The sequence below is a fragment of the Mycobacterium sp. genome (genome assembly GCF_965277065.1).
Lineage (GTDB): Bacteria > Actinomycetota > Actinomycetes > Mycobacteriales > Mycobacteriaceae > Mycobacterium.
On record NZ_CBDIBT010000018.1, the window covers coordinates 234,268 to 258,168 of the forward strand.

Here is a 23,901-nt window from a genome sequence, read left to right on the forward strand (position 1 = left end):
GGCCGCGACCGGTCCTCCCAACCAACGAGTTGGCCGGGCACTTTGTTAGGGTGGCCGCTAGAGGACTAGCGTCGGCAACGACGGACCCCCAGACCCCACATTGTGAAGAGGAATCAGTCATGTCCGAAGAAGCTTTCATCTACGAGGCCATCCGCACGCCGCGCGGCAAACAGCGCAACGGCTCGCTCAACGAGGTCAAGCCCCTCGACCTGGTCGTCGGCTTGGTCGACGAGCTGCGCCGGCGCTTCCCCGACCTGGATGAGACCCTGATCAGCGACCTGATCCTCGGCGTGGTGTCGCCGGTCGGCGACCAAGGCGGCGACATCGCCCGCACCGCAGTGCTGGCCGCCGGGCTGCCCGAGACCACCGGTGGCGTGCAGCTCAACCGGTTCTGCGCGTCCGGCCTGGAGGCCGTCAACACCGCCGCGCAGAAGGTGCGCTCGGGCTGGGACGACCTGGTGCTGGCCGGTGGCGTCGAATCGATGAGCCGTGTCCCGATGGGTTCCGACGGCGGCGCCTGGGCGACCGACCCGGAGACCAACTACCGGATCGGCTTCGTGCCGCAGGGCATCGGCGCCGACCTGATCGCCACCATCGAGGGCTTCTCCCGCGAGGACGTCGACCGCTACGCGCTGCGCTCGCAAGAGAAGGCGGCCGCGGCATGGTCCGGCGGCTACTTCGCGAAGTCGGTTGTGCCGGTTCGCGACCAGAACGGTCTGCTCATCCTCGACCACGACGAGCACATGCGGCCCGACAGCGACCTGGAAGGTCTGGGCAAGCTGAAGACCGCATTCGACGGGATCGGCGAGATGGGCGGTTTCGACGACGTGGCGCTGACCAAGTACCACGCTGTCGAGAAGATCAACCACGTCCACACCGGCGGCAACAGCTCCGGGATCGTCGACGGCGCCGCCCTGGTGCTGGTCGGTAGCGAAAAGGTAGGGGTCCGCGGCCAATATGACCCCGCGGGCGCGCATTGTGGCCACCGCCACCAGCGGCTCCGACCCGGTCATCATGCTCACCGGGCCGACCCCGGCCACCAAGAAGGTGCTGGACCGCGCCGGCCTGACGGTCGACGACATCGACCTGTTCGAGCTGAACGAGGCCTTCGCCTCCGTCGTGCTGAAGTTCCAGAAGGACCTGAACATCCCGGACGAGAAGCTCAACGTCAACGGCGGCGCCATCGCGATGGGACACCCGCTGGGTGCCACCGGTGCGATGATCGCCGGAACCATGGTCGACGAGCTCGAGCGCCGCAACGCCCGTCGCGCGCTCGTCACGCTGTGCATCGGCGGCGGCATGGGTGTCGCCACCATCATTGAAAGGGTTTAAGACCATGGCAGAGAACACCATTCAGTGGGATAAGGATGCCGACGGCATCGTCACGCTGACGCTTGACGACCCCACCGGGTCGGCCAACGTGATGAACGAGCACTACGCGGAGTCGATGCACAACGCGGTGACACGTCTTGTGGCCGATAAGGATTCGGTCACCGGCGTGGTGATCACCAGCGCGAAGAAGACTTTCTTCGCCGGCGGTGACCTCAAAGGCATGATCAAGCTCGGCCCGGAGGACGCCGGGGAGGCGTTCGACATGGTCGAAGGCGTCAAGCGCGACCTGCGGGCGCTGGAAACCCTCGGCAAGCCGGTGGTGGCCGCCATCAACGGCGCCGCACTCGGCGGTGGCCTGGAGATCGCGCTGGCCTGTCACCATCGCATCGCGGCGGACATCAAGGGGCTCGTAGTCGGCTTTCCCGAGGTGACGCTGGGCCTGCTGCCCGGCGGCGGCGGGGTGACCCGCACCGTGCGGATGTTCGGCATCCAGAACGCGTTCATGAACATCCTGTCCCAGGGCACCCGGTTCAAGGCCGACAAGGCCAAGGAGACCGGCCTGGTCGACGAGCTGGTCGGCACGGTGGACGAGCTGGTGCCGAGGGCTAAGGCCTGGATCAACGAGGCCAAGGACAACCCCGACTTGTACACCCAGCCGTGGGACAAGAAGGGCTACAAGATGCCCGGCGGCACCCCGTCCAGCCCCGCGCTGGCCGGCATCCTGCCGTCGTTCCCGGCGCTGCTGAAGAAGCAGCTCAAGGGTGCGCCGATGCCCGCGCCGCGGGCCATCCTGGACGCGGCCGTCGAGGGTGCCCAGGTGGATTTCGACACCGCCAGCCGCATCGAGAGCCGCTACTTCACCCAGCTCGTCACGGGCCAGGTCGCCAAGAACATGATTCAGGCGTTCTTCCTCGACCTGCAGCACATCAACGGCGGTGGATCGCGTCCCGACGGCATCGAGCCGGTCAAGATCCACAAGATCGGCGTGCTGGGCGCGGGCATGATGGGCGCCGGCATCGCCTACGTCTCGGCCAAGGCCGGATACGAGGTGGTGCTCAAGGACGTCAGCATCGAGGCTGCCCAGAAGGGTAAGGGCTACGCGGAAAAGCTTGAGGCCAAAGCACTTCAGCGTGGCAAGACCACCCCGGAAAAATCCAGTGAAGTCCTGGACCGGATCACTCCGGCCGCGGATCCGGCCGACCTCAAGGGCGTCGACTTCGTGGTCGAGGCCGTCTTCGAGAACCAGGAGCTGAAGCACAAGGTGTTCGGCGAGATCGAGGACGTCGTCGAGCCGAACGCGCTGCTCGGGTCGAACACCTCGACGCTGCCGATCACCGGTCTGGCGACCGGTGTGAAGCGCCAGGAGGACTTCATCGGGATCCACTTCTTCTCGCCGGTCGACAAGATGCCGCTGGTCGAAATCATCAAGGGCGAGAAAACTTCTGACGAAGCGCTGGCCCGGGTGTTCGACTACACGCTGGCCATCGGAAAAACCCCGATCGTGGTCAACGACAGCCGCGGCTTCTTCACCAGTCGCGTCATCGGCACCTTCGTGAACGAGGCGCTGGCGATGCTGGGCGAGGGCGTCGAGCCCGCCAGTGTCGAGCACGCCGGTTCACAGGCCGGCTACCCGGCGCCGCCGCTGCAGCTGTCTGACGAGCTCAACCTGGAGCTGATGCACAAGATCGCTGCTGCTAGCCGTAAGGCGGTGGAAGATGTGGATGCCGTCTATGTTCCGCACCCGGCCGAGGCCGTCGTCGAGAAGATGATCGAGCTCGAGCGTCCGTCACGGTTGAAAGGTGCCGGTTTCTACGAGTACACCGACGGCAAGCGCACCCGGCTGTGGCCGGGCCTGCGCGAGACGTTCAAGTCCGGTTCGACCGAGCTGCCGCTGCAGGACATGGTCGACCGCATGCTGTTCGCCGAGGCGCTGGAAACTCAGAAGTGCCTGGACGAAGGCGTTCTCACGTCGACCGCCGACGCCAACATCGGCTCGATCATGGGCATCGGCTTCCCGCCGTACACCGGTGGCTCGGCGCAGTTCATCGTCGGCTACCAGGGTGCCCTGGGCACCGGCAAGGAAGCCTTCGTGGCGCGCGCCAAGGAGCTGGCCCAGCGTTACGGCGACCGGTTCCTGCCGCCGGCCTCGTTGACCTAAGCCAGACGACGTCGAAACCCCTGACGCTCAACAGCTTCAGGGGTTTTGGCGTTGATAGAGGTAGAACCTCGCCGGCGTCTGCGCTTCGTCGAGCTGCCGCTCGGCTCCGGTGGACAGCAGCGTCCATTCATTCGCGAATCGTCGTTGCATCTCGACGGGCTGGACCCCGCGCACGCCGAACCGTCCGCCGGGCAGGAACGCGACGATCAACAGCCGCGCGTCCGGCGCGGCCACGGCGCTGACCTCGCGGACGTAAGCGTCGCGATCGCCGTCGCTCATGTTGTGCAGGCAACCGTTGTCGACGACGAGATTGAAGTTTTTGCCCAGGCCCTCCCGGCTCAGCTTTGTGACGTCGGCGCGGACGAAGTCGACCTGCGCCTCGGTCGCGCCGACTTTGGCCCGGGCCTTCTCGAGAGCGGCTGGCACATAGTCGACACCGGTGACCGTCCAGCCGTGCTGCGCCAGGTAAATCGACGAGTCGCCGGTGCCGCAGCCGAGATCGAGAGCATTGCCTGCAGGCAAAGCTTCGACCAGGTCCTGTAGGTTTTGCGCGATCGGGTGGCCGTCCCACGGCGTGAAGCCGAATCGGTAGAACATCTTGAACAGGGTGTGCTTCGAAGACATCCCTTCACGGTATTCCTGATCCCACCCGCCACTATCTGCGGGGAAGTGGTACTCGAGATGCCCGGGGGCTCGCTATTTCAGGGCCGCGGCGATCCGTCGCCACTGCTCGCGGGGATAGCCCTGCGGGTCGCTCAGCAGCACCTGAATGCAGACGTGATTGGCCCCGGCCGAACGATGCTCGGAGACCCTGCGCAGGATGGCGTCCTCGTCGCCCCACGCGATGATCGCGTTGAACAGGCGCTCGCTCACCTGGCTCAGGTCATCCTCGGAGAAACCGGAGCGCAGCAGGTTGTTGGCGTAGTTCGGCAGCGCCAAATACGAACGCAGCCAATCGATCCCGATGGCGCGCGCCTCGTCGGCGCTGTTGGTGAGAATCACCGTCTGCTCGGGTAACAGCAGCGGCCCGTCGCCCAAAATCGCGCGGGCCGAAGCGGTGTGGTCGGGGGTGACCAGGTACGGGTGGGCCCCGGCACTGCGGCGCGCGGACAGCGACAGCATCTTCGGGCCGAGGGCGGCCAGCACCCGCCGCTGTACGGGAACCGGCTGCGGGGTCGCGTCCAACTCGTCCAGGAACGCTGCGGTCGCCGCCATCGGTTTGCGGTAGCGCCCCGGCTCGCCTGCGTCGATCAGCGGCGCGTGGCTGACGCCGATTCCCAGCAGGAAGCGGTCGCCGTGTTCAGCGGTCAGTGCGGCGAAGCTTTCCGCGACGTCACCCGCTGTATGCATCCACAGGTTCAGGATCCCGGTGGCAATAGTGGTCTGCTTGGTCGCCGCCAGCAGGTTGCCCACCGCGTCGAAGACCTGCCCGCCGACGTCGGGTATCCAGAGTGCCCGGAAGCCCAGCTCATCCAATTCCGCTGCTGCATCGGCGGATTCGGCGGCATTGCCATAGCGGAGTTGGCTACTCCAGATCCCGATACCGGTGAGGTCCATCCGGCCAGCTTACGGCGCACGCGCAGGCCGGTCTAAAGTCCGGGGTATGCGTTTTGGATTCTTCATCCCGCAGGGCTGGCGACTGGATCTGGTCGGCATCGACGTCGATAAGCAGTGGGGGGTGATGCGCGACCTGGCTGCCTACGCCGACAACAGTGCCTGGGATTCGGTGTGGGTGTACGACCACTTCCACACTGTGCCGATGCCCACAGGCGAAGCCACCCACGAGGCGTGGTCGCTGATGTCGGCCTACGCGGCGACCACATCGCGGATCAAGCTCGGCCAGATGTGCACCGCGATGAGCTATCGAAATCCTGCCTACCTCGCCAAAGTCGCTGCGACGACGGACATCATCTCCGGGGGTCGGGTGCAGATGGGCATCGGTGGCGGCTGGTACGAGCACGAGTGGCGGGCCTACGGATACGGCTTCCCGTCTGCGGGCGTGCGGTTGGGACGCCTCGACGAAGGCGTCCAGATCATGCGCCACGCCTGGCGGGAGGGAAAGGTCAGCTTCGACGGCAAGCACTATCAGGTCGACGGCGCGATCGTCGCACCCAAGCCGTTGCAGGACAACGGGATTCCGCTGTGGATTGCCGGCGGCGGCGAGCAGAAGACCCTGCGTATCGCCGCGAAGTACGCGCAGTACACCAATTTCACCGGCGAGCCGGACGGCTTCGCGCACAAGTCCGAAGTGCTCGCCGGCCACTGCCGCGACGTGGGCACCGACTTCGACGCGATTGTGCGGTCGGTCAACGTCAACGCCATCGTCGACGCGGACGACAAGGGCTTCAAAGACCGCCTACAGCGCGTCCGCGACCGCCTGGTTGGCTACGTCCCGGAGTCGGCTGCCGACGCGATGATCGGTGGCACCAGCGGACCCGACTCGGCCACCGGCACCCCGGAGCAGGTCTTCGAACGGCTGCAGAAGCTGCGCGACCTCGGCTGCGAGTACGTGATCTGCTACTTCCCCGAGGCCGCATACGACCGCTCGGGGATCGAATTGTTTGAGCGCCAAGTGATCCCGGCGCTGAGTTAGATGTCGCTGGTGACGTAGCGGATCTTCACCGGGGGAGCGGCCAGCAGGGGCGGCAGCTGCGTCACCTTGCCTTCACCGGCGCGAAACGCGCGGTAGGCGTCGTCGGCCTCGACGCTCTCCCAGATTTCGTAGATCAGCCAATGCGCCTCGTCGTCCGCGTCGACGAGCGTGTCGGTTCGCACATTGCCGTCGAAGGCCCGCGTGACTTGCAGCACGCGGCCCATCAGCTCACGCCCTGCGGCGACCTCCTCGGGCTTGAACCGGAGCTCAAGTGTCACCGTGACCGTCATCGTCATCTCCTTGTGGTCGTCACTTCGTGCTGCTGCCTCCAAGCACACCGTTGAACCTACGGTCGACCCATTTGACGAAGTCGGGCGCCTCCGGAATTTGGTCCGCGGACGCGAACAAGTCAGCGAGGCGTTGCTCGGATGCCACCACCTTGTCATCGAGCGGGACCGTCAGCCGCCGGAGTCTACTCTGGGCGAGCGCGGAGATCTTGAGGCTCAAACCCACGGCGGCGGAGTACTTCTCGGCCCACAGCTCGGGATTGTCGCGCGCCCACTGCGCAGCTCGCTGGTAGCGGACCAGCAAGTCGGACAGCGCGGCGTTACGCTGCGGATCCGTCAGCGCCTTCGCCGAAGCGCTGCCGAATTGGTAACCGTTTTCGGCCGATCCGATGCTGCGCACCTTCAGCGTCAGATTGGCCTGCGCCGTATAGGGATCCCAGATCACCCAGGCGTCACCTTGCCCGTTGGCAAAGGCCGACAGCGCGTCGGCGGGCTGCAGGAACACCAGTTTGACGTCTTTGGGCTCGAGGCCGGCGTCGGCGAGATGCTCGAGCACGTTGGCGTGCGCGGCGCTGCCCTTGGCCACCAGGATCGTCTTGCCGCGCAGATCGTGGACGGTAGCAATCGACGAGTTGGTGCGCACCAGGATCTGCTCACCGGTCTGTGCGCCATCCCAGACCGAGACGACCCGGGTCTTCGAATTGGCCGCCGCACCGAACACCGGCGGCGTGTTTCCGGTGATGGCGAAGTCGATCCGGCCCGCGTTCAACGCTTCGATCTGCGGCGGTCCGGAGGTGAAGGTCGAGAAGTCGATGCGATACGGCAGGTTGTCCAAGGCGTTGGCCGCCTGCAGCAGCGCTCGGGTGCCGCCCTTCTGGTCGCCGACCCGCAGCGTCACCCCGGACAGGCCTGATACCGGGACTTCCGCCGGCACCACGAGGCGTTGCGGTCCCAGCTCGCGCGACACACAGCCGGTGGCGGCGCCGAGCAGGACCAGCACCACGCCGACATGAAACACGAAGCGCCGCTTGGTGATCAATGTCGAACGCCGAGCTTGTCGAGCAGCTCGGAGCGGTATTCATCGTGCCGGGCAGTGCGCTCTGACGCAGTGGGACGCGGTGATTCGATGGAGAGGGAGTGTGCGACCCGGCCCTCCTCGAGCACCAGCACCCGGTCGGCCAGCTCGACCGCCTCATCCACGTCATGGGTGACCAGCAGGACGCCGAATCCGTGGTCGCGCCAGAGGTCGAGCAGCAACGCACGCATCGACAGCCGGGTGAGCGCGTCCAGCGCGCCGAACGGTTCGTCGAGCAGCAACAGCTGAGGTTCGGCCACCAGAGCCCGCGCCAGCGAAACCCGTTGCGCCTGACCGCCGGACAACGTCAGCGGCCATGCCTGGGCGTGTTCGCTGAGGCCGATCTCGGCCAGTGCCCGCTCGCCGCGTGCCCGGGCCGCATCGCGTGACAGGGCGGTGCGATTGAGTCCGTACAGCACATTGGTCAGCACGTCGCGCCAGGGAAACAGTCGCGGTTCCTGAAACGCGACCGCTGGCGCGCCGCTGACCTCACGCTGGCCAGCGTGATCGTCGGAAAGCCCTGCCAGCAGCCGTAATACGGTCGACTTGCCGCATCCGCTGCGCCCGACCAGCGCGACGATTTCGCCGGCCCGGATCTCCAGGGTGATGTCGTCGAGGATGCGCTTACCGCCGTAGAACTTATTGACGTTGCTAAGTCTGCCGACAACGGTGGTCTGCCGCTGCGACGTCACGGTCATGTGCGATACCTCAGGGCTCGATGTTCCAGGGTCCGGACAACTGCGTCGGTGATGATGCCCAGCAGCGCGTAGACGGCCAGGCAGAAGATGATGATGTCGATACGCAGGAAGTCGCGCGCGTTGTTGATCAAGTAGCCGATGCCCTTGTCGGCGTTGATCTGTTCGGCCACGATCAGCGTCAGCCAAGCGATCGCCAACGACTGCCGAAGCCCGACCAGCACCTGCGGGGCTGCGCTCGGCAGCAGGATGATACGGAGTCGTTGTAGGAGCGAAAAGCCAAGAATGTCAGCGGTTTCCAGAAGTTTGGGGTCGACCTGCCGGATGGCGGAGAAGGTATTGAGGTATAGCGGGAAGGCGACCCCGAGCGCGACGAGGTTGACCTTGGCCAACTCACCGATGCCGAACCAGAGGATGAACAGCGGAATCAACCCCAGATGCGGCAGCGCGCGCAGCATCTGAAGCGGTGGGTCGACGGTGGCCTCGATCCACGGCGAGAGCCCGACCGCGATGCCCAGGGCGACCCCGGTGACACCACCAAGCAGCAGGCCTTCGACGACACGCAGCCCGGACACCTTCAGGGCTTCGATCAGCTTCCCGTTCTGGGTCAGCTGCCAGCCGGCGTCGAAAATCAGCTGCGGCGCCGGCAGCACATCGCCGGGGATGAGCCCGGTGGCACTGAGCAATTGCCACAGCACCAGCAGCGCAACCGGTGACGACCACCGCAGAATGCTCCATCGATGGGTGTCCCAGACATTGGTGACAGCCGGCGCCATCGCGTCGGTGACGGTCATTGCGCCGACGGTGGCAGACCGGGTGACCGGACTGAAGGGTTTGACTCCAGGTGAAGGGAAAACGACGGCTGACTGACGATCGCGAGCAAATATGAGAATGCGGTTTCCGCTTTTGCGGAATGCTGTTGTACGGTTTGTTGAGCGCATTATCCCGCGGCGGCTGACGGAGGATCCCTCGATGCAGAAGGCAATCGACCCCACCATCTCTACCTGGCCCGATGAGAATCCTCAGCTGATCGGTAGCCAGTGCGGCGACTGCAGTGCCACTACATTCCCGGCACAGGATCTGTGTCCGCGGTGCAGCAAGTCGGCGATGTCGGAGACCAAGCTCCCGCGCAGCGGAACCCTGATCGCGTGGACCACCCAGGGTTTCCCACCCGGAGCTCCCTACGCCGGTCCGACCGGCGACGACTTCGTGCCGTTCGGGGTGGGCCTGGTGCAACTCGGCGACGTCATTCGTGTCGAAGGCCGGCTGACCGAGAACGATCCGGCCAAGCTGCAATTCGGCCAGTCGGTCGAGCTGACCATGATCCCGTTCACCACCGACGCTGACGGCGACGAGATCGTCACGTTCGCCTTCCAGCCGGTATAGAGGAGCCTGAAAATGACCAGTGATGTCGCCATCATCGGTGTCGGCCTGCACCCCTTCGGCCGTTTCGACAAGACCGCGATGCAGATGGGCGCCGAGGCCATCCAATCCGCATTGGCCGACGCCCGGGTGGACTGGAAAGACATCCAGTTCGGCTTCGGCGGCAGCCATGAGGTGTCCAACCCGGACGCGGTAACTCGCCTGGTCGGGCTGACCGGCATCACGTTCACCAACGTCTTCAACGCGTGCGCCACCGCGGCGAGCGCGATTCAGCAGACGGCAGACACCATCCGGCTGGGTAAGTACGACATCGGCATCGCGATCGGGCTGGACAAGCATCCGCGCGGTGCGTTCACCGACGACCCGGCGAAGTTAGCGCTGCCGCAGTGGTACGCCGAGAACGGCCAGTTCGTGACGACCAAGTTCTTCGGGATGAAGGCCAACAAGTACCTCCACGACCACAACATCTCCCAGGCCACCCTGGCCAAGGTGGCCGCGAAGAACTTCCGTAACGGCGCGATCAACCCGAATGCGTTCCGCCGCAAGCCGATGTCGGAGGAGCAAATCCTCAACTCGGCGGTGCTGAATTACCCGCTGACACAGTACATGTTTTGCGCGCCCGACGAAGGCGCCGCGGCCGTGATCATGTGTCGCGCCGACATCGCACACAAGTACACCGACAAGCCGGTCTACGTGCGCGCCACCGAGATCCGCACCCGCACCTACGGCGCCTACGAAGTGCATGCCACGTTCGCCCCGCTGGACCAGGACGTCTCGCCGACGGTCTACGCCGCCAAAGCCGCCTACGAGGCTGCGGGCATCGGGCCCGAGGACGTCGACGTCGCTCAACTTCAGGACACCGACGCCGGCAACGAAGTGATCCACATGGCTGAGACGGGCCTATGCGCCGACGGCGAGCAGGAGAAGCTGCTGGCCGACGGCGCCACCGAGATCCACGGCTCGATCCCGGTCAACACCGACGGCGGACTAATCGCCAACGGCGAACCGATCGGCGCGTCCGGCCTGCGTCAGGTGCACGAGCTGGTCCGCCAGCTGCGCGGCGAGGCGGGCGAGCGTCAGGTTCCCGGCAACCCGCGCGTCGGTCTGGCGCAGGTCTACGGGGCACCCGGTACCGCGTCGGCGACGATCCTGTCGCTCTGAGTTGGATGAAGGTCAGATCGCCGGCCCCAGCAGGTCGTCGGCGTCGCGGATGATGTAGCCGTAGCCCTGCTCGGCCAGAAAGCGCTGCCGATGCGCGGCGTAGTCCGCATCCAAGCTGTCGCGGGCCACCACGGAATAAAACACCGCGCCACCGCCGTCGGCCTTCGGCCGCAGCAGCCGGCCGAGTCGCTGCGCCTCTTCTTGTCGGGACCCGAAGGTACCTGAAACCTGAACTGCGACAGACGCTTCCGGCAGGTCGATGGAGAAGTTCGCCACCTTCGACACCACCAGGGTACTCACCTCACCGCGACGGAAAGCGTCGTACAAGGCCTCGCGCTCGGCATTCTTGGTCGATCCCTGGATCACCGGGGCGTCGAGCACCTCGCCGAGTTCCTCGAGCTGTTCCAGATAAGCGCCGATCACCAACGTCGGCTCGCCTGCGTGCCGAGCCAGAATCGATTGCACCACAGCGATTTTCGAATGGGCCGTCGAGCACAGCTTGTAGCGTTCTTCTGGCTCGGCGGTGGCGTAGATCATCCGCTCGTTGTCGGTCATCGTGACCCGCACCTCGATGCACTCCGCGGGGGCGATCCAACCCTGCGCCTCGATGTCTTTCCACGGCGCGTCGTAGCGCTTCGGGCCGATCAACGAGAACACGTCGCCCTCGCGGCCGTCCTCCCGGATCAGCGTCGCCGTGAGTCCGAGCCGCCGCCGAGACTGCAGGTCGGCAGTCATCCGGAACACCGGCGCCGGCAGCAGGTGCACCTCGTCGTAAACGATCAATCCCCAGTCCCGGCTGTCGAACAACTCGAGGTGGCGGTACTCGCCCTTGGTGCGACGGGTGATCACCTGGTAGGTCGCGATGGTGACCGGTCGAATCTCCTTGCGCTCCCCGGAGTATTCACCAATCTCCTCTTCGGTCAACGACGTTCGCGCGATCAGCTCGCGCTTCCACTGCCGGCCGGCGACGGTGTTGGTGACCAGGATCAACGTCGTCGCGCTGGCTTTCGCCATCGCGGCGGCGCCGACGAGCGTCTTGCCCGCACCACACGGCAGGACCACCACGCCCGACCCGCCCAACCAGAACGAGTCGGCCGCCATCTCCTGGTAGTCGCGCAGCTGCCAACCGTCCTGCAGCAGGCTGATCGGATGAGCCTCGCCGTCGACGTAGCCCGCGAGATCCTCGGCGGGCCAGCCGATCTTGAGCAGCATCTGCTTGACCCGCCCGCGCTCGCTGGCGTGCACGATCACGGTGTCGTCGTCGACGCGGGCGCCCAGCATCGGCGCGATCTTCTTGTGGCGCAACACTTCTTCGAGCACAGCGCGGTCGAAGCTGACCAGTGTCAGACCGTGCACCGGGCTCTTCACCAGCTGCAGCCGGCCATAGCGGGCCATCGTGTCGACGATGTCGACCAGCAACGGCTGCGGAACCGCGTACCGGGAAAAGCTGACCAGCGCGTCGACGACCTGCTCGGCGTCGTGGCCCGCGGCGCGGGCATTCCACAGCGCCAGCGGGGTGATGCGGTAGGTATGCACATGCTCGGGTGCGCGCTCGAGCTCCGCGAACGGCGCGATCGCCGCGCGCGCCGCACCGGCCAGCTCGTGGTCGACCTCCAGCAGCACAGTCTTGTCAGACTGCACAATCAACGGTCCGTCAGTCATAGAACTCCATTATCCGTACTGGGCCGACATCGCCGGCGCGCACTTACTCGGCGTCGGCGGGCATCACCGAGGTGATGCGGTGAATCGTGAAATCACGGGCGCGGCTCGAGGCCGAGTCGAACGCGATCAACTGCCCGCCGGTCACCGCGATCGGCGACACCACCCGCTGGGTGGCCACGCCCGCAACATCGACGTAACTGATCAGCACCGTGTCTTGTTCCCGGGCGGCCCGCTGCAGCAGTGACATCGCCACCGCCGGATCGATCCGCACATTGTCGAACGGCGCGGTGGTCACTTTCCGCAGCACCGCGACCACCGCGCTGAGCGTATCGCTGCTCGGGCGCGACACCGCTCGATGCGGACGATGGCGCGGCGGGGTGGGGATTCGCGCACCGCGGGTCCGGATGTCGACGATGGTGCCGGTGGCGTCCTCGGCGGCCGGGGCGAAGCCGGCGTCCTGCAAGGCCGCGAGCACTTCACCGATCGGTGCTTGCGAGATCGCCACGGTCGGTGCCAGCACGCGCAGGCCGAGGCGTTCGGCGCCGGCCGCGGCCTGGGCGAGCAGCGTCGGGTCCTCGCACCGCACGAACGACGCGGCCATGCCGATCCGCAGCTGGCCGTGCCGGCGTGCGACATCGTCGATCAGGTACGTCAATCCTTGCGGCACAGGCGTTTTGGAGTGCTTGCGAAACAGGGAGTGCAATTCTTCTGCGGTCTTGCCGATGTCGAGGGCACGTCGGATCGACGGCTCGCTGACCCGGTACACCATCGCGGTGCCCGCGGACTCGACGGTGGCTACCGTTGACATTTCCTCGGCGAGGTGACGCTCCAGCGGGCCGGGCACCACCACCGTCAGGTCGGCTTGCACTAAGAAGTGATTGATCGGCGTGGGCAGGACACGTGCCATCGCGGCGACGGCCTCCACATCCTCGGAGCCGCCGATGAACACGCGGCCGGGCGTACTGATCGCTCCGCGGCCGACCAGACCGAGGTGCTGCGCTTCGTCCAGGAGGTAGGAGATCGGCGCGGGTTGCAACCGATTGGACCAGCGGGGCCGCCGCCAGATCAGCGCCGCCGACGCGGTGCTCTTGTCGACTCCCGCGCCGGGTGGCAGCTCGGCCAGCATGCCCAGCAGTAGACGGCGATCCAGCGGCGCGGCCGTCGAGTAGAGCGAATCCGACAGCGCGGCATAAGGTTTGGCGTCCGGGCCGCGGCTCCCGATCAGCGCCGGCCTGGCCGCCAGGTCGAGCCAGGTGGTGGCCAGCAGATGCCAGCGTTCGGCGGTCGATGCGTCGCTGTACCGGTCGGCGGCCACCGTCGGCGCCCAGTACGGCGGGTCGCCGACCGCCGGCAGCGGGTCCGGGATGCCGCTGGCGATCAGTCCCGCCGCGGCGGCGAGTTCGAGGATCAGTCCCAGCCGGGTCTCGCCGACGCCGGTGATTTTGGTCAGCCGGCGAATCTCGCGCACGCCGAGGCCTCCGCTGCGCAGCTCGGAAATCGGTGCGTTGCTGAGTGTTTCGAGGAGGACGTCCAACTCGCGAAGCAGATCGATGATCGCGCCGGCGGCCGCGGCGTCGGCGTCGGCGGCAGTGGTGGTGGATACCGGCGGGTCCGGCGCTGCGAGCCGGACCGGTCCGGGTTTCTCGCCGCGCATCACCTGCCCGACGTTGCGCGGCAGGATCACGGTGTCCGCGTCGATGCGCCGGAGCAGCCCGATCGCAATCAGTTGTGGGACAGGGCGATCCGCGGGAGCACCGGGCGCCGCATCGCGAGTGCGCCCCAACGGCGAGCCCTCCAGCAGTCTGTCCAATAGCTCGCGCTGCGGGTCGTTGAGGCCGTCGATCAGTGTGGCGATGCGCTCCGGGCTCTGCGAGGCGTCTTCAAGCGTCACCTGCCCCACGTACCAGGGCAGGCCGCCGCCGGCGTCGGCGGTCACCCGCACGTCGAGGTCACCCCAGGCCAGCGCGCGTGCTTTCAGGTCGTCGAGCGCGTCGAGCACCTCGCGTTCGGGTGCCCGGTCACCGATCAGCGTGAGCAGTTTGGCGACCGGTACCGGTGCGGTGTCCGCCTGCAGCACCAGCAGTGCGTCGATCACCGCCAACCGCAGGAAGTCCAGCTCGTCGGTGGCAGCTTTCAACGACTGTCGAGCCTGGGCGCGGGCGGCCAGCGCGGCGATGCTGCCTGGCGGAGGCTGGGCAAGGTCGGGCCGAAGTTCCAGCAGACGGATCAGCCGGTCATCAGGTAACTCGGCCAGCCAGGACCCCAGCGGGATGTCCGGGGTGTGTTCTGTCATTGCTGACCAGCGTAAAGCAGTCCAGCCATCGGGCGTTGCCAGCCGACGGAGGGTAAGGCGGGCAGCACCGCGCCCGACCTGTCAGAATGGACCGCGTGGCTGACAAGAAGACGGAGAAGACCCGTTACGTCGATAACGGCTGGCCGACGACCAACCCCGACGACCATGCCGTGAGCGAACTGGCAACCGACCGGGCCGGCGCGTTGTCGCCGTTCGGCGACCTGATCTTTCCGCTGCCCGCTGACGAGCTGCCCTACGTCCATCCGGTCACCGACGTCAACCGCTAGGCGCAGGGCGGGTCACTCCGCCGTACCCCGACGCCCACCCGTCTAGGCGAGGGACTGCAGTGCCGGGTTACCGCTGACGCTCTGCGACTGAATCGCGTGGAGCAGATCCGTGAGGTAACTCGGGTCCTGCGGCATGGCGGTCCAGGACGACACAGCGTTCGCCTGGTGAATTTCCTGCGGCCCGTCGACGGGGCCATTCATGGCCACCGACTCGGCGTGCATTGGCTCAGCCGGCGGAGGGGGCTCGGGCGCGGGGTCGGCCGACGGCGGGGGTGCGTCGGGCGCAGGCGCCTCGGCGGCCGCTTCCTGGACCGGCTCGGCCGGCGGAGCGGGCTCGGGAGCAGGTTCAGCGGGCGGGGGCGCGTCGACCGCGGCCAGCTCGGCCGGCGGAGGCGGGGGTTCCGGCGCGGGCGGCGGAGGTGGGGGTTCGGCCGGCGGCGGCTCGAACGCGGCGGGTTCGGCCGGCGGCGGCTCGAACGCGGCGGGCTCGGCGGGCGGCGGGGCATCCGGGGCGGGTGCGTCGGCGAGCACGTTGCGCGGAGTGGCGCCCGAAAGGCCCCGTCCGCACACGGGCCAGGCGCCGCGGCCCTGGGTGGCCAGCACCCGCTCGGCGACGGCGATCTGCTGGTCGCGGGTGGCCCGGTTGGCCGACGTGGCGTACTCGCCGCCACCGTGGGCGGCCCAGGTGCCCTGCGAGAACTGCAGCCCGCCGTGGTAACCGTTGCCGGTGTTGATGCCCCAGTTGCCGCCCGACTCGCAGGACGCGACGCGGTCCCACTCGCTGTCGGGAGCGGCGGCTGCGTGACCGGCGAGGGCGATGCCGCCGCCGCCGATTACCGCACCGGTAAACGCTATTTTGGCGACGCCGATGGTGGACGTCGTGGGTTTACGGTGACGACCGCTCATACCCCGGTTATTCCTCTCGTAAAGCGCCTGCGAGGTCAGCTGTCGGGTTCGGGCGGAAGAGGTCGCCCGGCCTTCGTCGAGTCTGTGTAAGACCGCGTCGGCTTCACCCCAAGGAGCCGCGGGCGGCTCCTGGTCGCAATGTCGGCGGACCGTTGGGTCCCCCGCCTCCATCCATGGGTTGGCGTTGCTCGCCTATTGGATGGAGCTCGGCGCTATAGGCGAGAAGGCCTACCGCTCAGGGAGTCTCGGCGGGCCCGCGCACGACGCTAGCTGGTGTCAGCAACGGAGTCATTTCATGGCGCACGTCGCGTTTCGCGTGTCGCAACTTCGAGAAACGCCTGGAGCGGCCGTCGTTTGCGCAGGTCGAGGGCATCGCAACCGGGCCGTTGCCGCGCTGTGATCAAACCGTTATGTGACTCATTTCACAACGACCTACGGGATTAGTCCCTGGTCACGCGCCTGCGTCCGACACACCAATTTCAGGTCTACGCGGCGCGGGGACGAGCCCACGGCGCCTGGGGTGCGGAATCGATCGCCACTATTTCTTTGCCCAGCGGCAAAAGCGACACCGGGATCAGCTTGAGGTTCGCCAGAGCCAGCGGAATGCCGACGATCGTCGCCGCCATCGCCACCGCGGTCAGCAAATGTCCGATCGCGAGCCAGATTCCGCACAACAGGATCCAGATGATGTTGCCGATCAACGCACCGGTACGCACGCCGGGCTTGTCGACGATCGTCCGACCGAACGGCCACAGCGCGTACGAAGCGATCCGCAGTGACGCGAATCCGAATGGGATGGGGACGCATGGTCACGATCAGCAGGAAGCAGATCAGCGCGGCCACCACATATCCGAGGGCCAACCACAGACCACCGAAAACCAACCAGATGACATTCAGGATCAGGCGCATGGTCTCCTCCAACCGACACAGTCTAGCCAGCGTACCGAGAAACTGCCGTACTCAGGCGCCGGTGATCCCGAGTAGGATCGGTCGGCATCGCGTCCTGCGCAGGCGGGGCGCTTCGTTGTGTTCCCCCATTGAGTTGTTCGCGAGACAAGCAGGTGAGACCGGTGCCGACTGGCAAGGTGAAGTGGTACGACACGGAGAAGGGCTTCGGTTTTCTGTCTCAGGAGGACGGCGAGGACGTTTACGTCCGTTCTTCGGCGCTGCCGGCCGGCGTCGAAGGACTCAAAGCCGGACAGAAGGTCGAATTCGGCCTCGCGTCCGGACGGCGCGGACCCCAGGCGCTGAGCCTGAAACTCATCGACCCGCCGCCGACGCTCAGCAGCCGTCCCCGCCGCGAGGGTCCGGCGGAGCACAAGCACAGCCCGGACGAGTTGCACGGCATGGTCGAGGACATGATCACGCTGCTGGAGGGCACCGTGCAGCCCGAACTGCGCAAAGGCAAATACCCGGACCGCAAGATCGCCCGCAAGGTCTCCGACGTCGTCAAGGCCGTGGCCCGCGAATTGGACGCCTGAGCCTCGGGCGCTTGTACCGCGCCGTGTGACGGGGAACACTCGAACCGAAGCTCCTTGAGGAGTCGGTTTCGAGTGAGGGAAGTCCGATGGCACAGCAGGCGCAGGTCAGCGAAGAACAAGCGCGAGCCGTAGCGGAGGAATCGCGCGAAAGCGGCTGGGACAAACCATCCCTGGCCAAGGAGCTGTTTCTCGGCCGCTTTCCCCTGGACCTGATCCACCCGTTTCCCCAACCGGCCGCCGACGAGGCGGCTCGGACCGAAGAGTTTCTCGATCGGCTGCGGGAGTTCCTGGGCACCGTCGACGGCAGCGTGATCGAACGGGACGCGAAGATTCCCGACGAGTATGTGAAGGGCCTTGCCGACCTCGGATGTTTCGGCATGAAGATCCCGTCGGAATACGGCGGGCTGAACCTGTCACAGGTGGCCTACAACCGGGCGCTGATGCTGGTGTCGAGCGTGCATGCCAGCCTCGGGGCGCTGCTGTCGGCGCACCAGTCGATCGGGGTGCCCGAGCCGCTCAAGCTCGCCGGAAGCGAGGAGCAGAAGCGGAACTTCTTGCCGCGCTGCGCCGCCGGGGCGATCTCGGCCTTCCTGCTCACCGAGCCTGATGTCGGCTCCGACCCGGCCCGGCTGGCGTCGACGGCGACTCCGGTGGATGGCGGAGCGGCCTACGAATTGGACGGCGTGAAACTCTGGACGACCAACGGCGTCGTCGCAGAGCTTCTGGTGGTGATGGCCGCCGTGCCCAAGGGCGACGGGCATCGCGGCGGTATCAGCGCATTCGTCGTCGAAGCCGATTCGCCCGGCATCACGGTCGAGCGGCGCAACTCGTTCATGGGGTTACGCGGGATCGAGAACGGACTGACCAGGATGCACAAGGTCCGGGTGCCCGCCGAGAATTTGATCGGCAAGGAGGGCGACGGCCTGAAGATCGCGTTGACGACGCTGAACGCCGGCCGACTCTCCATTCCCGCGATCTGCGCGGGGTCGGCCAAATGGTCGCTGAAGATCGCCCGCGAGTGGGCCGGTGAGCGCGTCCAGTGGGGCAAGCCGGTCGGCGAGCACGGGGCCGTCGTGGAAAAGATTTCGTTCATGGCCGCGACGAGCTACGCGCTCGAATCAGTCTTGGAGTTGTCCGGGCAGATGGCCGACGAAGGCCGCAACGACATCCGGATCGAGGCGGCGCTGGCCAAACTGTGGTCGAGCGAGATGGCCTGCAAGATCGGCGACGAGCTGCTGCAGATCCGTGGCGGCCGCGGCTATGAGACCGCCGAGTCGCTGGCCGCGCGCGGCGAGCGGGCGGTGCCGGTGGAGCAGGTGGTTCGCGACTTGAGAATCAACCGCATCTTCGAGGGATCCAGCGAGATCATGCGATTGCTGATCGCCCGCGAAGCGGTCGACGCACACCTGAGTGCAGCGGGTGACCTCGCGAACGCCAAAGCCGACCTCCGCCAGAAGGCCAAGGCGGCCGTCGGCGCGAGTGGATTCTATGCGAAGTGGTTGCCGCAGTTGGTGTTCGGCGAAGGTCAACGACCCACCGCGTATCGCGAGTTCGGCGACCTCGCCACGCATCTGCGCTTCGTCGAGCGCTCGGCCCGCAAGCTGGCCCGCAACACCTTCTACGGGATGGCGCGCTGGCAGGCCGCGATGGAACAGAAGCAGGGCTTCCTCGGGCGGGTGGTCGACATCGCCGCGGAACTGTTCGCCATGGCGGCGACGTGCGTACGAGCCGAGTCCCAGCGAGTCGCCGACGCGCGTCGCGGCGAGCAGTCCTTCGAGTTGGCTGAGGCGTTCTGTCAGCAGGCCACCCTGCGGGTGGAGGCGCTGTTCGAGGCCTTGTGGACGAACACCGACGATGTCGACGCGCGAGTGGCCGCCAATGTGCTCGAGGGCCGATACACCTGGGCCGAAGAGGGGATAATCGACCAGTCCGAAGGCACCGGGCCGTGGATCGCGCACTGGGAAGCCGGTGCGTCGACCGAATCCGACCATGCCCGCCGATTCCTGACCGTGGCGCGAACCTGACGGAGGTCGACATAACTTCCTATATCGCCGAGGCCGGCGAATTCACCCGCGACACCGAGTACATCGAAACCCGGATCACCGCCGACGGCCGCGACGGCTATCCGGTGGAACCGGGCCGCTACCGGCTGATCGTCGCCCGTGCCTGCCCGTGGGCCAACCGCGCGATCATCGTCCGGCGTCTGCTCGGCCTGGAAGACGTTCTGTCGATTGGGTTTTGCGGCCCGACGCACGACAAGCGGAGCTGGACATTCGATCTCGACCCCGACGGCGTCGACCCGGTGCTGAAGATTCCCCGGCTACAGGACGCGTATTTCGCCCGCTTTCCGGACTATCCGAAAGGCATCACCGTCCCCGCCATCGTCGATGTGCCGAGCGGTGCCGTCGTCACCAACGACTTTTCCCAGATGACGTTGGACCTGTCGACCGAGTGGACGGCCTATCACCGCGACGGTGCTCCGCAGCTCTACCCCGAAGCGCTGCGCGCCGAGATCGACGAAGTCGACGAGCGGGTCTACTCCGAGATCAACAACGGCGTGTATCGCTGCGGCTTCTCCGGCTCACAGCAGGCGTACGACGCCGCCTACGACCGGTTGTTCTCCGCGCTCGACTGGGTCAGTAGCCGACTGGAGAAGCAGCGTTACCTGGTCGGCAAGACGATTACCGAAGCCGACGTGCGGCTGTTCACCACGTTGGCCCGCTTCGATCCCGTCTACCACGGCCACTTCAAGTGCAACCGAAGCAAGCTCTCCGAGATGCCGGTGTTATGGGCTTACGCACGAGACTTGTTCCAGACGCCGGGTTTTGGCGATACCACCGACTTCGTCCAGATCAAGCAGCACTACTACCTGGTTCACAAGGACATAAACCCGAGCGGCATCGTGCCGAAGGGTCCGGAGCTGGCCAACTGGCTGACACCGCACGGTAGAGAAGCGTTGGGCGGCAAGCCTTTCGGCGACGGTACACCGCCGGGGCCGACGCGCGGCGGCGAGCAGGTGCCGGCAGGTCACGGCGCGGTCTAGGCGCAGTGCGTTTCGAAGTGCGCGATCCCGGACATCCTGCTCAGACCCACTCGCAGCAGCCGACAGGAAGATCTCGCGTGAACCAGCAAGCCACTAGCAAGCCTGATCCAGAGCCCGAGGACGCCAGGAAGGTGACCGAAGATCAGCGCGAGGTCCAAGAAGAACTGGACCACCAAGGCGGCGACCCGAACGGGCCCGGTCAACAGCAGTCCCGGCACAACACCGCCGGCGAGAGCACGCGGTAGGTCAGTGCCTTCGGCGAACGTCGAGTTGTTGCGTCAAAACACGCGGCTTCACCCGTCAACTCGACGTTGGACCGGTCAGACCGGGCATCCAGCAGCGCACAGAGCGCGACGAACCCGTGCGACGACGACATCGGGCCGGTTGCGCAACAGATCGGCACTGACCCGGATGATGACCCAGCCCCGCGCCTCGAGCTCAGCCAGTCGATCGATGTCCCAGGTGCGTTGCGCTGGGTCGGTCCAATGATGCGCGCCGTCGAACTCGACGCCGACCTTGCATTCCTCCCAACCCATGTCGATCCGCGCCAGGACGCCGTTCCAGTCGCCACGCACTTCGATCTGAGTTTGCGGTCGCGGCAGCCCGCTGCCGATCAGCATCAGGCGCGTCTTGGTCTCGTAGGGCGATTCGGAGCCGCCGTCGACCATCGGTATCACCCGGCGCAATTGCGCCAAACCGCGCGCACCACGATGCCGGTCTGCCAACAGGTCGATGTCGGCGATCTTCAAGCCGGTCGCATGCATCAGCGCGTCGATCCGAATCACGGTGTTGGCAAAGTCTTTTCGACGCCCGAGGTCGAAGGCCGTCCGCGCCGGCGTTGTGATCGCAATGCCGTCTCGCACGCACACCTCGTCATCCCATAACGCGTCACTGTGCAAGAGGATGCCCGCGGTTTTATCGCGGCCACGGCGGTTGAGTTCGGCCGGCAACCACGGGTCGATCCACGCGGTCCGATGCAGGGCGGCGGCGGACAGTCCGGCCACGGTCGCGGCGCGCCCCGACCACAGCCACGCTGCGACCGCGCGCGTCACCGGAGTCAGCGGTTGTCCGCGAGGGACGTAGACGTTTCGATGGACGCTCTCAAACGTCGTCCGGAGTTCGTGAGGTGTGACAAGTCCCGCGGCCAGAGCTTCAGTGCCGCGAAATGGCCAGTCCCGGTTTTCCATGCGCACACGGTGCCTGTGGCCACCGACACGTGTGGTCCAGCGTCGACTTATTGTGCAAAACGTCGCTTTTCAGCCCAGCAAGTCGACGTTCGGCAATCGGCCGCTCAGCTCCACACCGTCCGGACCGACCACTCGGCGTGGGGAACACCCTGAACCTCGCCGGACGGGTCGACGAACACCGTCATCAACTGCACGGCGATTCCGGTCAGGCGCCCGTGTTGGGGATCGACGGTGGGGATGGTGACTGCCAGCCGGCTGCCCGGTCGGTAGAACGTCGTCGTGGGAATGGCGGAATCCTCGTACACCGTCAGCAGCCACCAGGGTGCCTGGCCGATCGACGTCGGCACCGAAAGCTGCACGGGCGCATGCGAATTGACCTTCAACTCGCCCTCGGTCTTCGCATTCTGGCAGTCGGTGAGGTCGAGCACGCTGCAGTACCGGTACGGACCCACCCGGGTCGAATGGCCGTCTGAATACGCACTGATCTGTGGACGCAGCGGCCCCTGCTCGCGCGCCAGCGCCCACGCGCCGACCCCGGCGCCCGCCGCGAGAACCGCAACGATCACGAGCAGCGCAAGTTTTCGAGCCGACATCACGGTCGCGGAACCGCCATGCTGCGACGCTCGCTGTGCTCGCCCTCCTGCTCGACCATCACCGGTCGGTTACCGCCGAGGCCAGGGATCAGCGAGTCGCCGTGGAAGCTGACCACCGTCTGGGCCAGGCCGAGAATCAGCACCGAGGCAACGACGCTGAAACCGATCCACAGGTCGGTGTAGAGCAGCACGCCCATCGCACCGCCGAGCACCCACGCGAGTTGCAGCGTCGACTCCGAACGCCCGAACGCTGACGCGCGGGACTCTTCGGGCAGGTCGTCCTGCAACGAAGCGTCCAGCGCCGCCTTCGCGATGGCGCTCGAACCCGACGTCACCAACGTCGCGATCACAGCCATCGTCTGGGTACCGGCCACCGCGGCCGCCAGCGCGATACCGGTGACCGCCAGCGCGCACCGCAGCACGAGCACCGCGGGTCGGCCCAGCCGCAGCCGGGCGCTGGCGAAGTTGCCGCCGAAGTTGCCGATCGCGGCGGCCGCGCCGATCATGCCGAGCATCGCCAGCTGCCGCCAGCCGTTGGCGTGGTGGGCCTTGGCGACGAATGCCGGATACAGGAACAGGAATCCCACCATCACCTTGATCGTGCAATTGCCACACAGCGCGGTGATGATGTTGCGGCCCAACGGTTGTCGTAGTGCTCCACTGGCCCGGCGGACCTCATCGGGCCAACTCCGCCGCCGCGTGCCCTGTCGGTAGCTCAGCGTGGCGGGAACTTCGCCAGTGGTCACCTCGACCCAGCGTGGGATGTGCATGGACAGCGCGGCGCCCGCGACGGTGACCGCGACAACGACGAACAGGGCGCCCGGCACTCCGAACAGACGGTCGCAGCCGTACTCGATTCCAGCGGCGATGCCGCCACCGACGATGGTGCCGCCCAGCAGTCCGAACATGGTCAGCCGGGAATTCACCCGGACCAGGTCGATGCTCGGCGGCATCACCCGCGGCGTGACCGCACTTCGCAGCACGCTGAACGATTTCGACAGCACCATCATCATCAGCGCACACGGATACAGCACCCAGGACTGATAGCCGCCGGTTGCGGCGTCGTAATTGCCGATCAGCACCACCGCCAGCGCGGTGCGCAGCGCGAACGAAGCCGCCAGTGCGACTCGGCGGCCGTGCTGCAGCCGGTCGAGCGCCGGACCGATCAGCGGCGCGATCACCGCGAACGGCGCGATGGTGATCAGCAGATACAGCGCAACGCGGTCCTTGCTCTCCCCGGTGGCCGCGGCGAAGAACAGTGTGTTGGCCAGCGCGACGGCCATTGCGGCGTCGGTGGCGAAGTTGGCCACCACCGGCCAGGTCAGCGCCGTGAGCCCGGATTTGTCCGCGCCGTCGGCGGTGGCCGCGCGCTGCACCAGGTCATACATCCGGGAACCCATTTCGCGGCTGCGCTGGGCGGCGGCCCGGGTGACCGTCACCCGCTCCCCGGCTGCGGCGGCGCGCGGCGCTTGAGTCCGGCGCTGGGGTTCGCCGTCGCGGTTCAGCGGGGGCAGGTACCGGTTGGAGCTGGGTATCGGGGGCCGTTGTGAGCGGCGGTGATCCGGCTCGTCGGTGGGGTAGTTGGCCATGCCCGGATGCTCGGCAGCCGGCCCGCTGCGACCACGCCGACCGGGTGCCGAGCCGCGGCTCGTATCCCGGTGATCACCGCGCCGTCCAGCCATACATCGATTCTCACCCATGCGGCCTGTGCTAGGGCGCAGGCGACCGGTGTGGCCATGCGTTGCATCTGTGCGGCAGAATCAGA

General features: G+C 66.6%; 21 protein-coding genes, 2 pseudogenes and 1 riboswitch. Of the genes and pseudogenes, 10 read left to right on the forward strand and 13 right to left on the reverse strand.

Translation table 11 applies throughout. The features are described from left to right. The first annotated feature begins 119 nt into the window (after nt 1-119). Together ACQY5A_RS12615 and ACQY5A_RS12620 are read left to right on the forward strand one after the other, a co-directional pair. A pseudogene (locus tag ACQY5A_RS12615) lies at nt 120-1,332 on the forward strand (acetyl-CoA C-acetyltransferase). Nucleotides 1,333-1,336: 4 nt separating this feature from the next. Continuing rightward, nucleotides 1,337-3,490, forward strand: coding sequence for a 3-hydroxyacyl-CoA dehydrogenase NAD-binding domain-containing protein (locus ACQY5A_RS12620; RefSeq protein WP_428340699.1), 2,154 nt, complete (start codon nt 1,337-1,339; stop codon nt 3,488-3,490). 36 nt (nt 3,491-3,526) lie between these two features. Here ACQY5A_RS12620 and ACQY5A_RS12625 read toward each other — a convergent pair whose 3' ends face one another. Together ACQY5A_RS12625 and ACQY5A_RS12630 are read right to left on the reverse strand one after the other, a co-directional pair. Continuing rightward, nucleotides 3,527-4,114, reverse strand: coding sequence for a class I SAM-dependent methyltransferase (locus ACQY5A_RS12625; protein ID WP_428340700.1), 588 nt, complete (start codon nt 4,112-4,114; stop codon nt 3,527-3,529). 72 nt (nt 4,115-4,186) lie between these two features. Continuing rightward, nucleotides 4,187-5,047, reverse strand: coding sequence for an LLM class F420-dependent oxidoreductase (locus tag ACQY5A_RS12630; protein ID WP_428340701.1), 861 nt, complete (start codon nt 5,045-5,047; stop codon nt 4,187-4,189). A 46-nt stretch (nt 5,048-5,093) separates the two neighbouring features. Here ACQY5A_RS12630 and ACQY5A_RS12635 point away from each other — a divergent pair, with 46 nt between their 5' ends. After that, entirely contained in the window at nt 5,094-6,083 is a 990-nt protein-coding gene (locus ACQY5A_RS12635; RefSeq protein WP_428340702.1) for an LLM class F420-dependent oxidoreductase, read from the forward strand. On the opposite strand, the gene ACQY5A_RS12640 is transcribed toward ACQY5A_RS12635, so the two are convergent. Genes ACQY5A_RS12640 through ACQY5A_RS12655 form a run of 4 tightly spaced genes read right to left on the reverse strand, consistent with a single transcriptional unit; the run spans nt 6,080 to nt 8,934 of the window. Then, nucleotides 6,080-6,373: a putative quinol monooxygenase gene (locus ACQY5A_RS12640; protein ID WP_428340703.1), complete on the reverse strand. Its 294-nt coding sequence runs from the start codon at nt 6,371-6,373 to the stop codon at nt 6,080-6,082. The two genes, ACQY5A_RS12635 and ACQY5A_RS12640, sit on opposite strands and share 4 nt — an antisense overlap. Nucleotides 6,374-6,392: 19 nt before the next feature. Then, the gene (locus ACQY5A_RS12645; protein WP_428340704.1) at nt 6,393-7,373 is read right to left on the reverse strand and encodes an ABC transporter substrate-binding protein; all 981 of its coding nucleotides are present in this window, start codon (nt 7,371-7,373) and stop codon (nt 6,393-6,395) included. A 32-nt stretch (nt 7,374-7,405) separates the two neighbouring features. Further along, a complete protein-coding gene (locus ACQY5A_RS12650) occupies nt 7,406-8,143 on the reverse strand; it encodes an ABC transporter ATP-binding protein (RefSeq protein ID WP_428340705.1) in 738 nt (245 codons plus the stop codon). Continuing rightward, nucleotides 8,140-8,934, reverse strand: a complete 795-nt coding sequence (locus ACQY5A_RS12655) for an ABC transporter permease (RefSeq protein ID WP_428340706.1) — start codon at nt 8,932-8,934, stop codon at nt 8,140-8,142. Before ACQY5A_RS12655 ends, ACQY5A_RS12650 begins: the two co-directional genes overlap by 4 nt. Before the next feature lie 178 nt (nt 8,935-9,112). Here ACQY5A_RS12655 and ACQY5A_RS12660 point away from each other — a divergent pair, with 178 nt between their 5' ends. Both ACQY5A_RS12660 and ACQY5A_RS12665 read left to right on the forward strand, forming a co-directional pair. Next, nucleotides 9,113-9,526: a Zn-ribbon domain-containing OB-fold protein gene (locus ACQY5A_RS12660; protein WP_428340707.1), complete on the forward strand. Its 414-nt coding sequence runs from the start codon at nt 9,113-9,115 to the stop codon at nt 9,524-9,526. A gap of 12 nt (nt 9,527-9,538) precedes the next feature. Next, entirely contained in the window at nt 9,539-10,684 is a 1,146-nt protein-coding gene (locus ACQY5A_RS12665) for a thiolase family protein (protein WP_428340708.1), read from the forward strand. A gap of 12 nt (nt 10,685-10,696) precedes the next feature. On the opposite strand, the gene ACQY5A_RS12670 is transcribed toward ACQY5A_RS12665, so the two are convergent. After that, on the reverse strand, nt 10,697-12,346 hold the full coding sequence (locus ACQY5A_RS12670) for a DNA repair helicase XPB (protein WP_428340709.1): 1,650 nt from the start codon (nt 12,344-12,346) through the stop codon (nt 10,697-10,699). A 43-nt stretch (nt 12,347-12,389) separates the two neighbouring features. Beyond that, nucleotides 12,390-14,639: a helicase-associated domain-containing protein gene (locus tag ACQY5A_RS12675; RefSeq protein WP_428340710.1), complete on the reverse strand. Its 2,250-nt coding sequence runs from the start codon at nt 14,637-14,639 to the stop codon at nt 12,390-12,392. 86 nt (nt 14,640-14,725) lie between these two features. Between ACQY5A_RS12675 and ACQY5A_RS12680 the strand changes: the two genes are divergently transcribed. Then, nucleotides 14,726-14,926 carry a hypothetical protein gene (locus ACQY5A_RS12680; RefSeq protein ID WP_428340711.1) on the forward strand — a complete coding sequence of 67 codons (201 nt, stop codon included), beginning with the start codon at nt 14,726-14,728 and terminating at the stop codon, nt 14,924-14,926. A 42-nt stretch (nt 14,927-14,968) separates the two neighbouring features. On the opposite strand, the gene ACQY5A_RS12685 is transcribed toward ACQY5A_RS12680, so the two are convergent. Continuing rightward, complete coding sequence (locus ACQY5A_RS12685; protein ID WP_428340712.1) at nt 14,969-15,832, reverse strand: transglycosylase family protein; 864 nt, start codon at nt 15,830-15,832, stop codon at nt 14,969-14,971. Nucleotides 15,833-15,840: 8 nt separating this feature from the next. Next, nucleotides 15,841-16,026, reverse strand: a riboswitch (cyclic di-AMP (ydaO/yuaA leader). Nucleotides 16,027-16,317: 291 nt separating this feature from the next. After that, nucleotides 16,318-16,741, reverse strand: a pseudogene (locus ACQY5A_RS12690) (YccF domain-containing protein). A gap of 161 nt (nt 16,742-16,902) precedes the next feature. On the opposite strand from ACQY5A_RS12690, the gene ACQY5A_RS12695 reads away from it, so the two are divergent. The 4 genes from ACQY5A_RS12695 (at nt 16,903) to ACQY5A_RS12710 (ending at nt 20,601) form a co-directional block, all read left to right on the forward strand. Then, nucleotides 16,903-17,313, forward strand: a complete 411-nt coding sequence (locus ACQY5A_RS12695; RefSeq protein WP_428340713.1) for a cold-shock protein — start codon at nt 16,903-16,905, stop codon at nt 17,311-17,313. Between the two features lie 86 nt (nt 17,314-17,399). Beyond that, nucleotides 17,400-19,337: an acyl-CoA dehydrogenase family protein gene (locus tag ACQY5A_RS12700; protein ID WP_428340714.1), complete on the forward strand. Its 1,938-nt coding sequence runs from the start codon at nt 17,400-17,402 to the stop codon at nt 19,335-19,337. An 11-nt stretch (nt 19,338-19,348) separates the two neighbouring features. Beyond that, nucleotides 19,349-20,356 carry a glutathione S-transferase family protein gene (locus ACQY5A_RS12705; RefSeq protein ID WP_428341495.1) on the forward strand — a complete coding sequence of 336 codons (1,008 nt, stop codon included), beginning with the start codon at nt 19,349-19,351 and terminating at the stop codon, nt 20,354-20,356. 77 nt (nt 20,357-20,433) lie between these two features. Further along, complete coding sequence (locus ACQY5A_RS12710; RefSeq protein WP_428340715.1) at nt 20,434-20,601, forward strand: hypothetical protein; 168 nt, start codon at nt 20,434-20,436, stop codon at nt 20,599-20,601. Nucleotides 20,602-20,676: 75 nt separating this feature from the next. Here ACQY5A_RS12710 and ACQY5A_RS12715 read toward each other — a convergent pair whose 3' ends face one another. The 3 genes from ACQY5A_RS12715 to ACQY5A_RS12725 form a co-directional block, all read right to left on the reverse strand. Beyond that, nucleotides 20,677-21,543: a DUF559 domain-containing protein gene (locus ACQY5A_RS12715; RefSeq protein WP_428340716.1), complete on the reverse strand. Its 867-nt coding sequence runs from the start codon at nt 21,541-21,543 to the stop codon at nt 20,677-20,679. Between the two features lie 104 nt (nt 21,544-21,647). Then, complete coding sequence (locus tag ACQY5A_RS12720; RefSeq protein WP_428340717.1) at nt 21,648-22,136, reverse strand: DUF2771 domain-containing protein; 489 nt, start codon at nt 22,134-22,136, stop codon at nt 21,648-21,650. Beyond that, nucleotides 22,136-23,818: an MFS transporter gene (locus ACQY5A_RS12725; RefSeq protein ID WP_428340718.1), complete on the reverse strand. Its 1,683-nt coding sequence runs from the start codon at nt 23,816-23,818 to the stop codon at nt 22,136-22,138. The genes ACQY5A_RS12720 and ACQY5A_RS12725 overlap by 1 nt, the downstream gene beginning before the upstream one ends. Nucleotides 23,819-23,901: the final 83 nt, after the last annotated feature.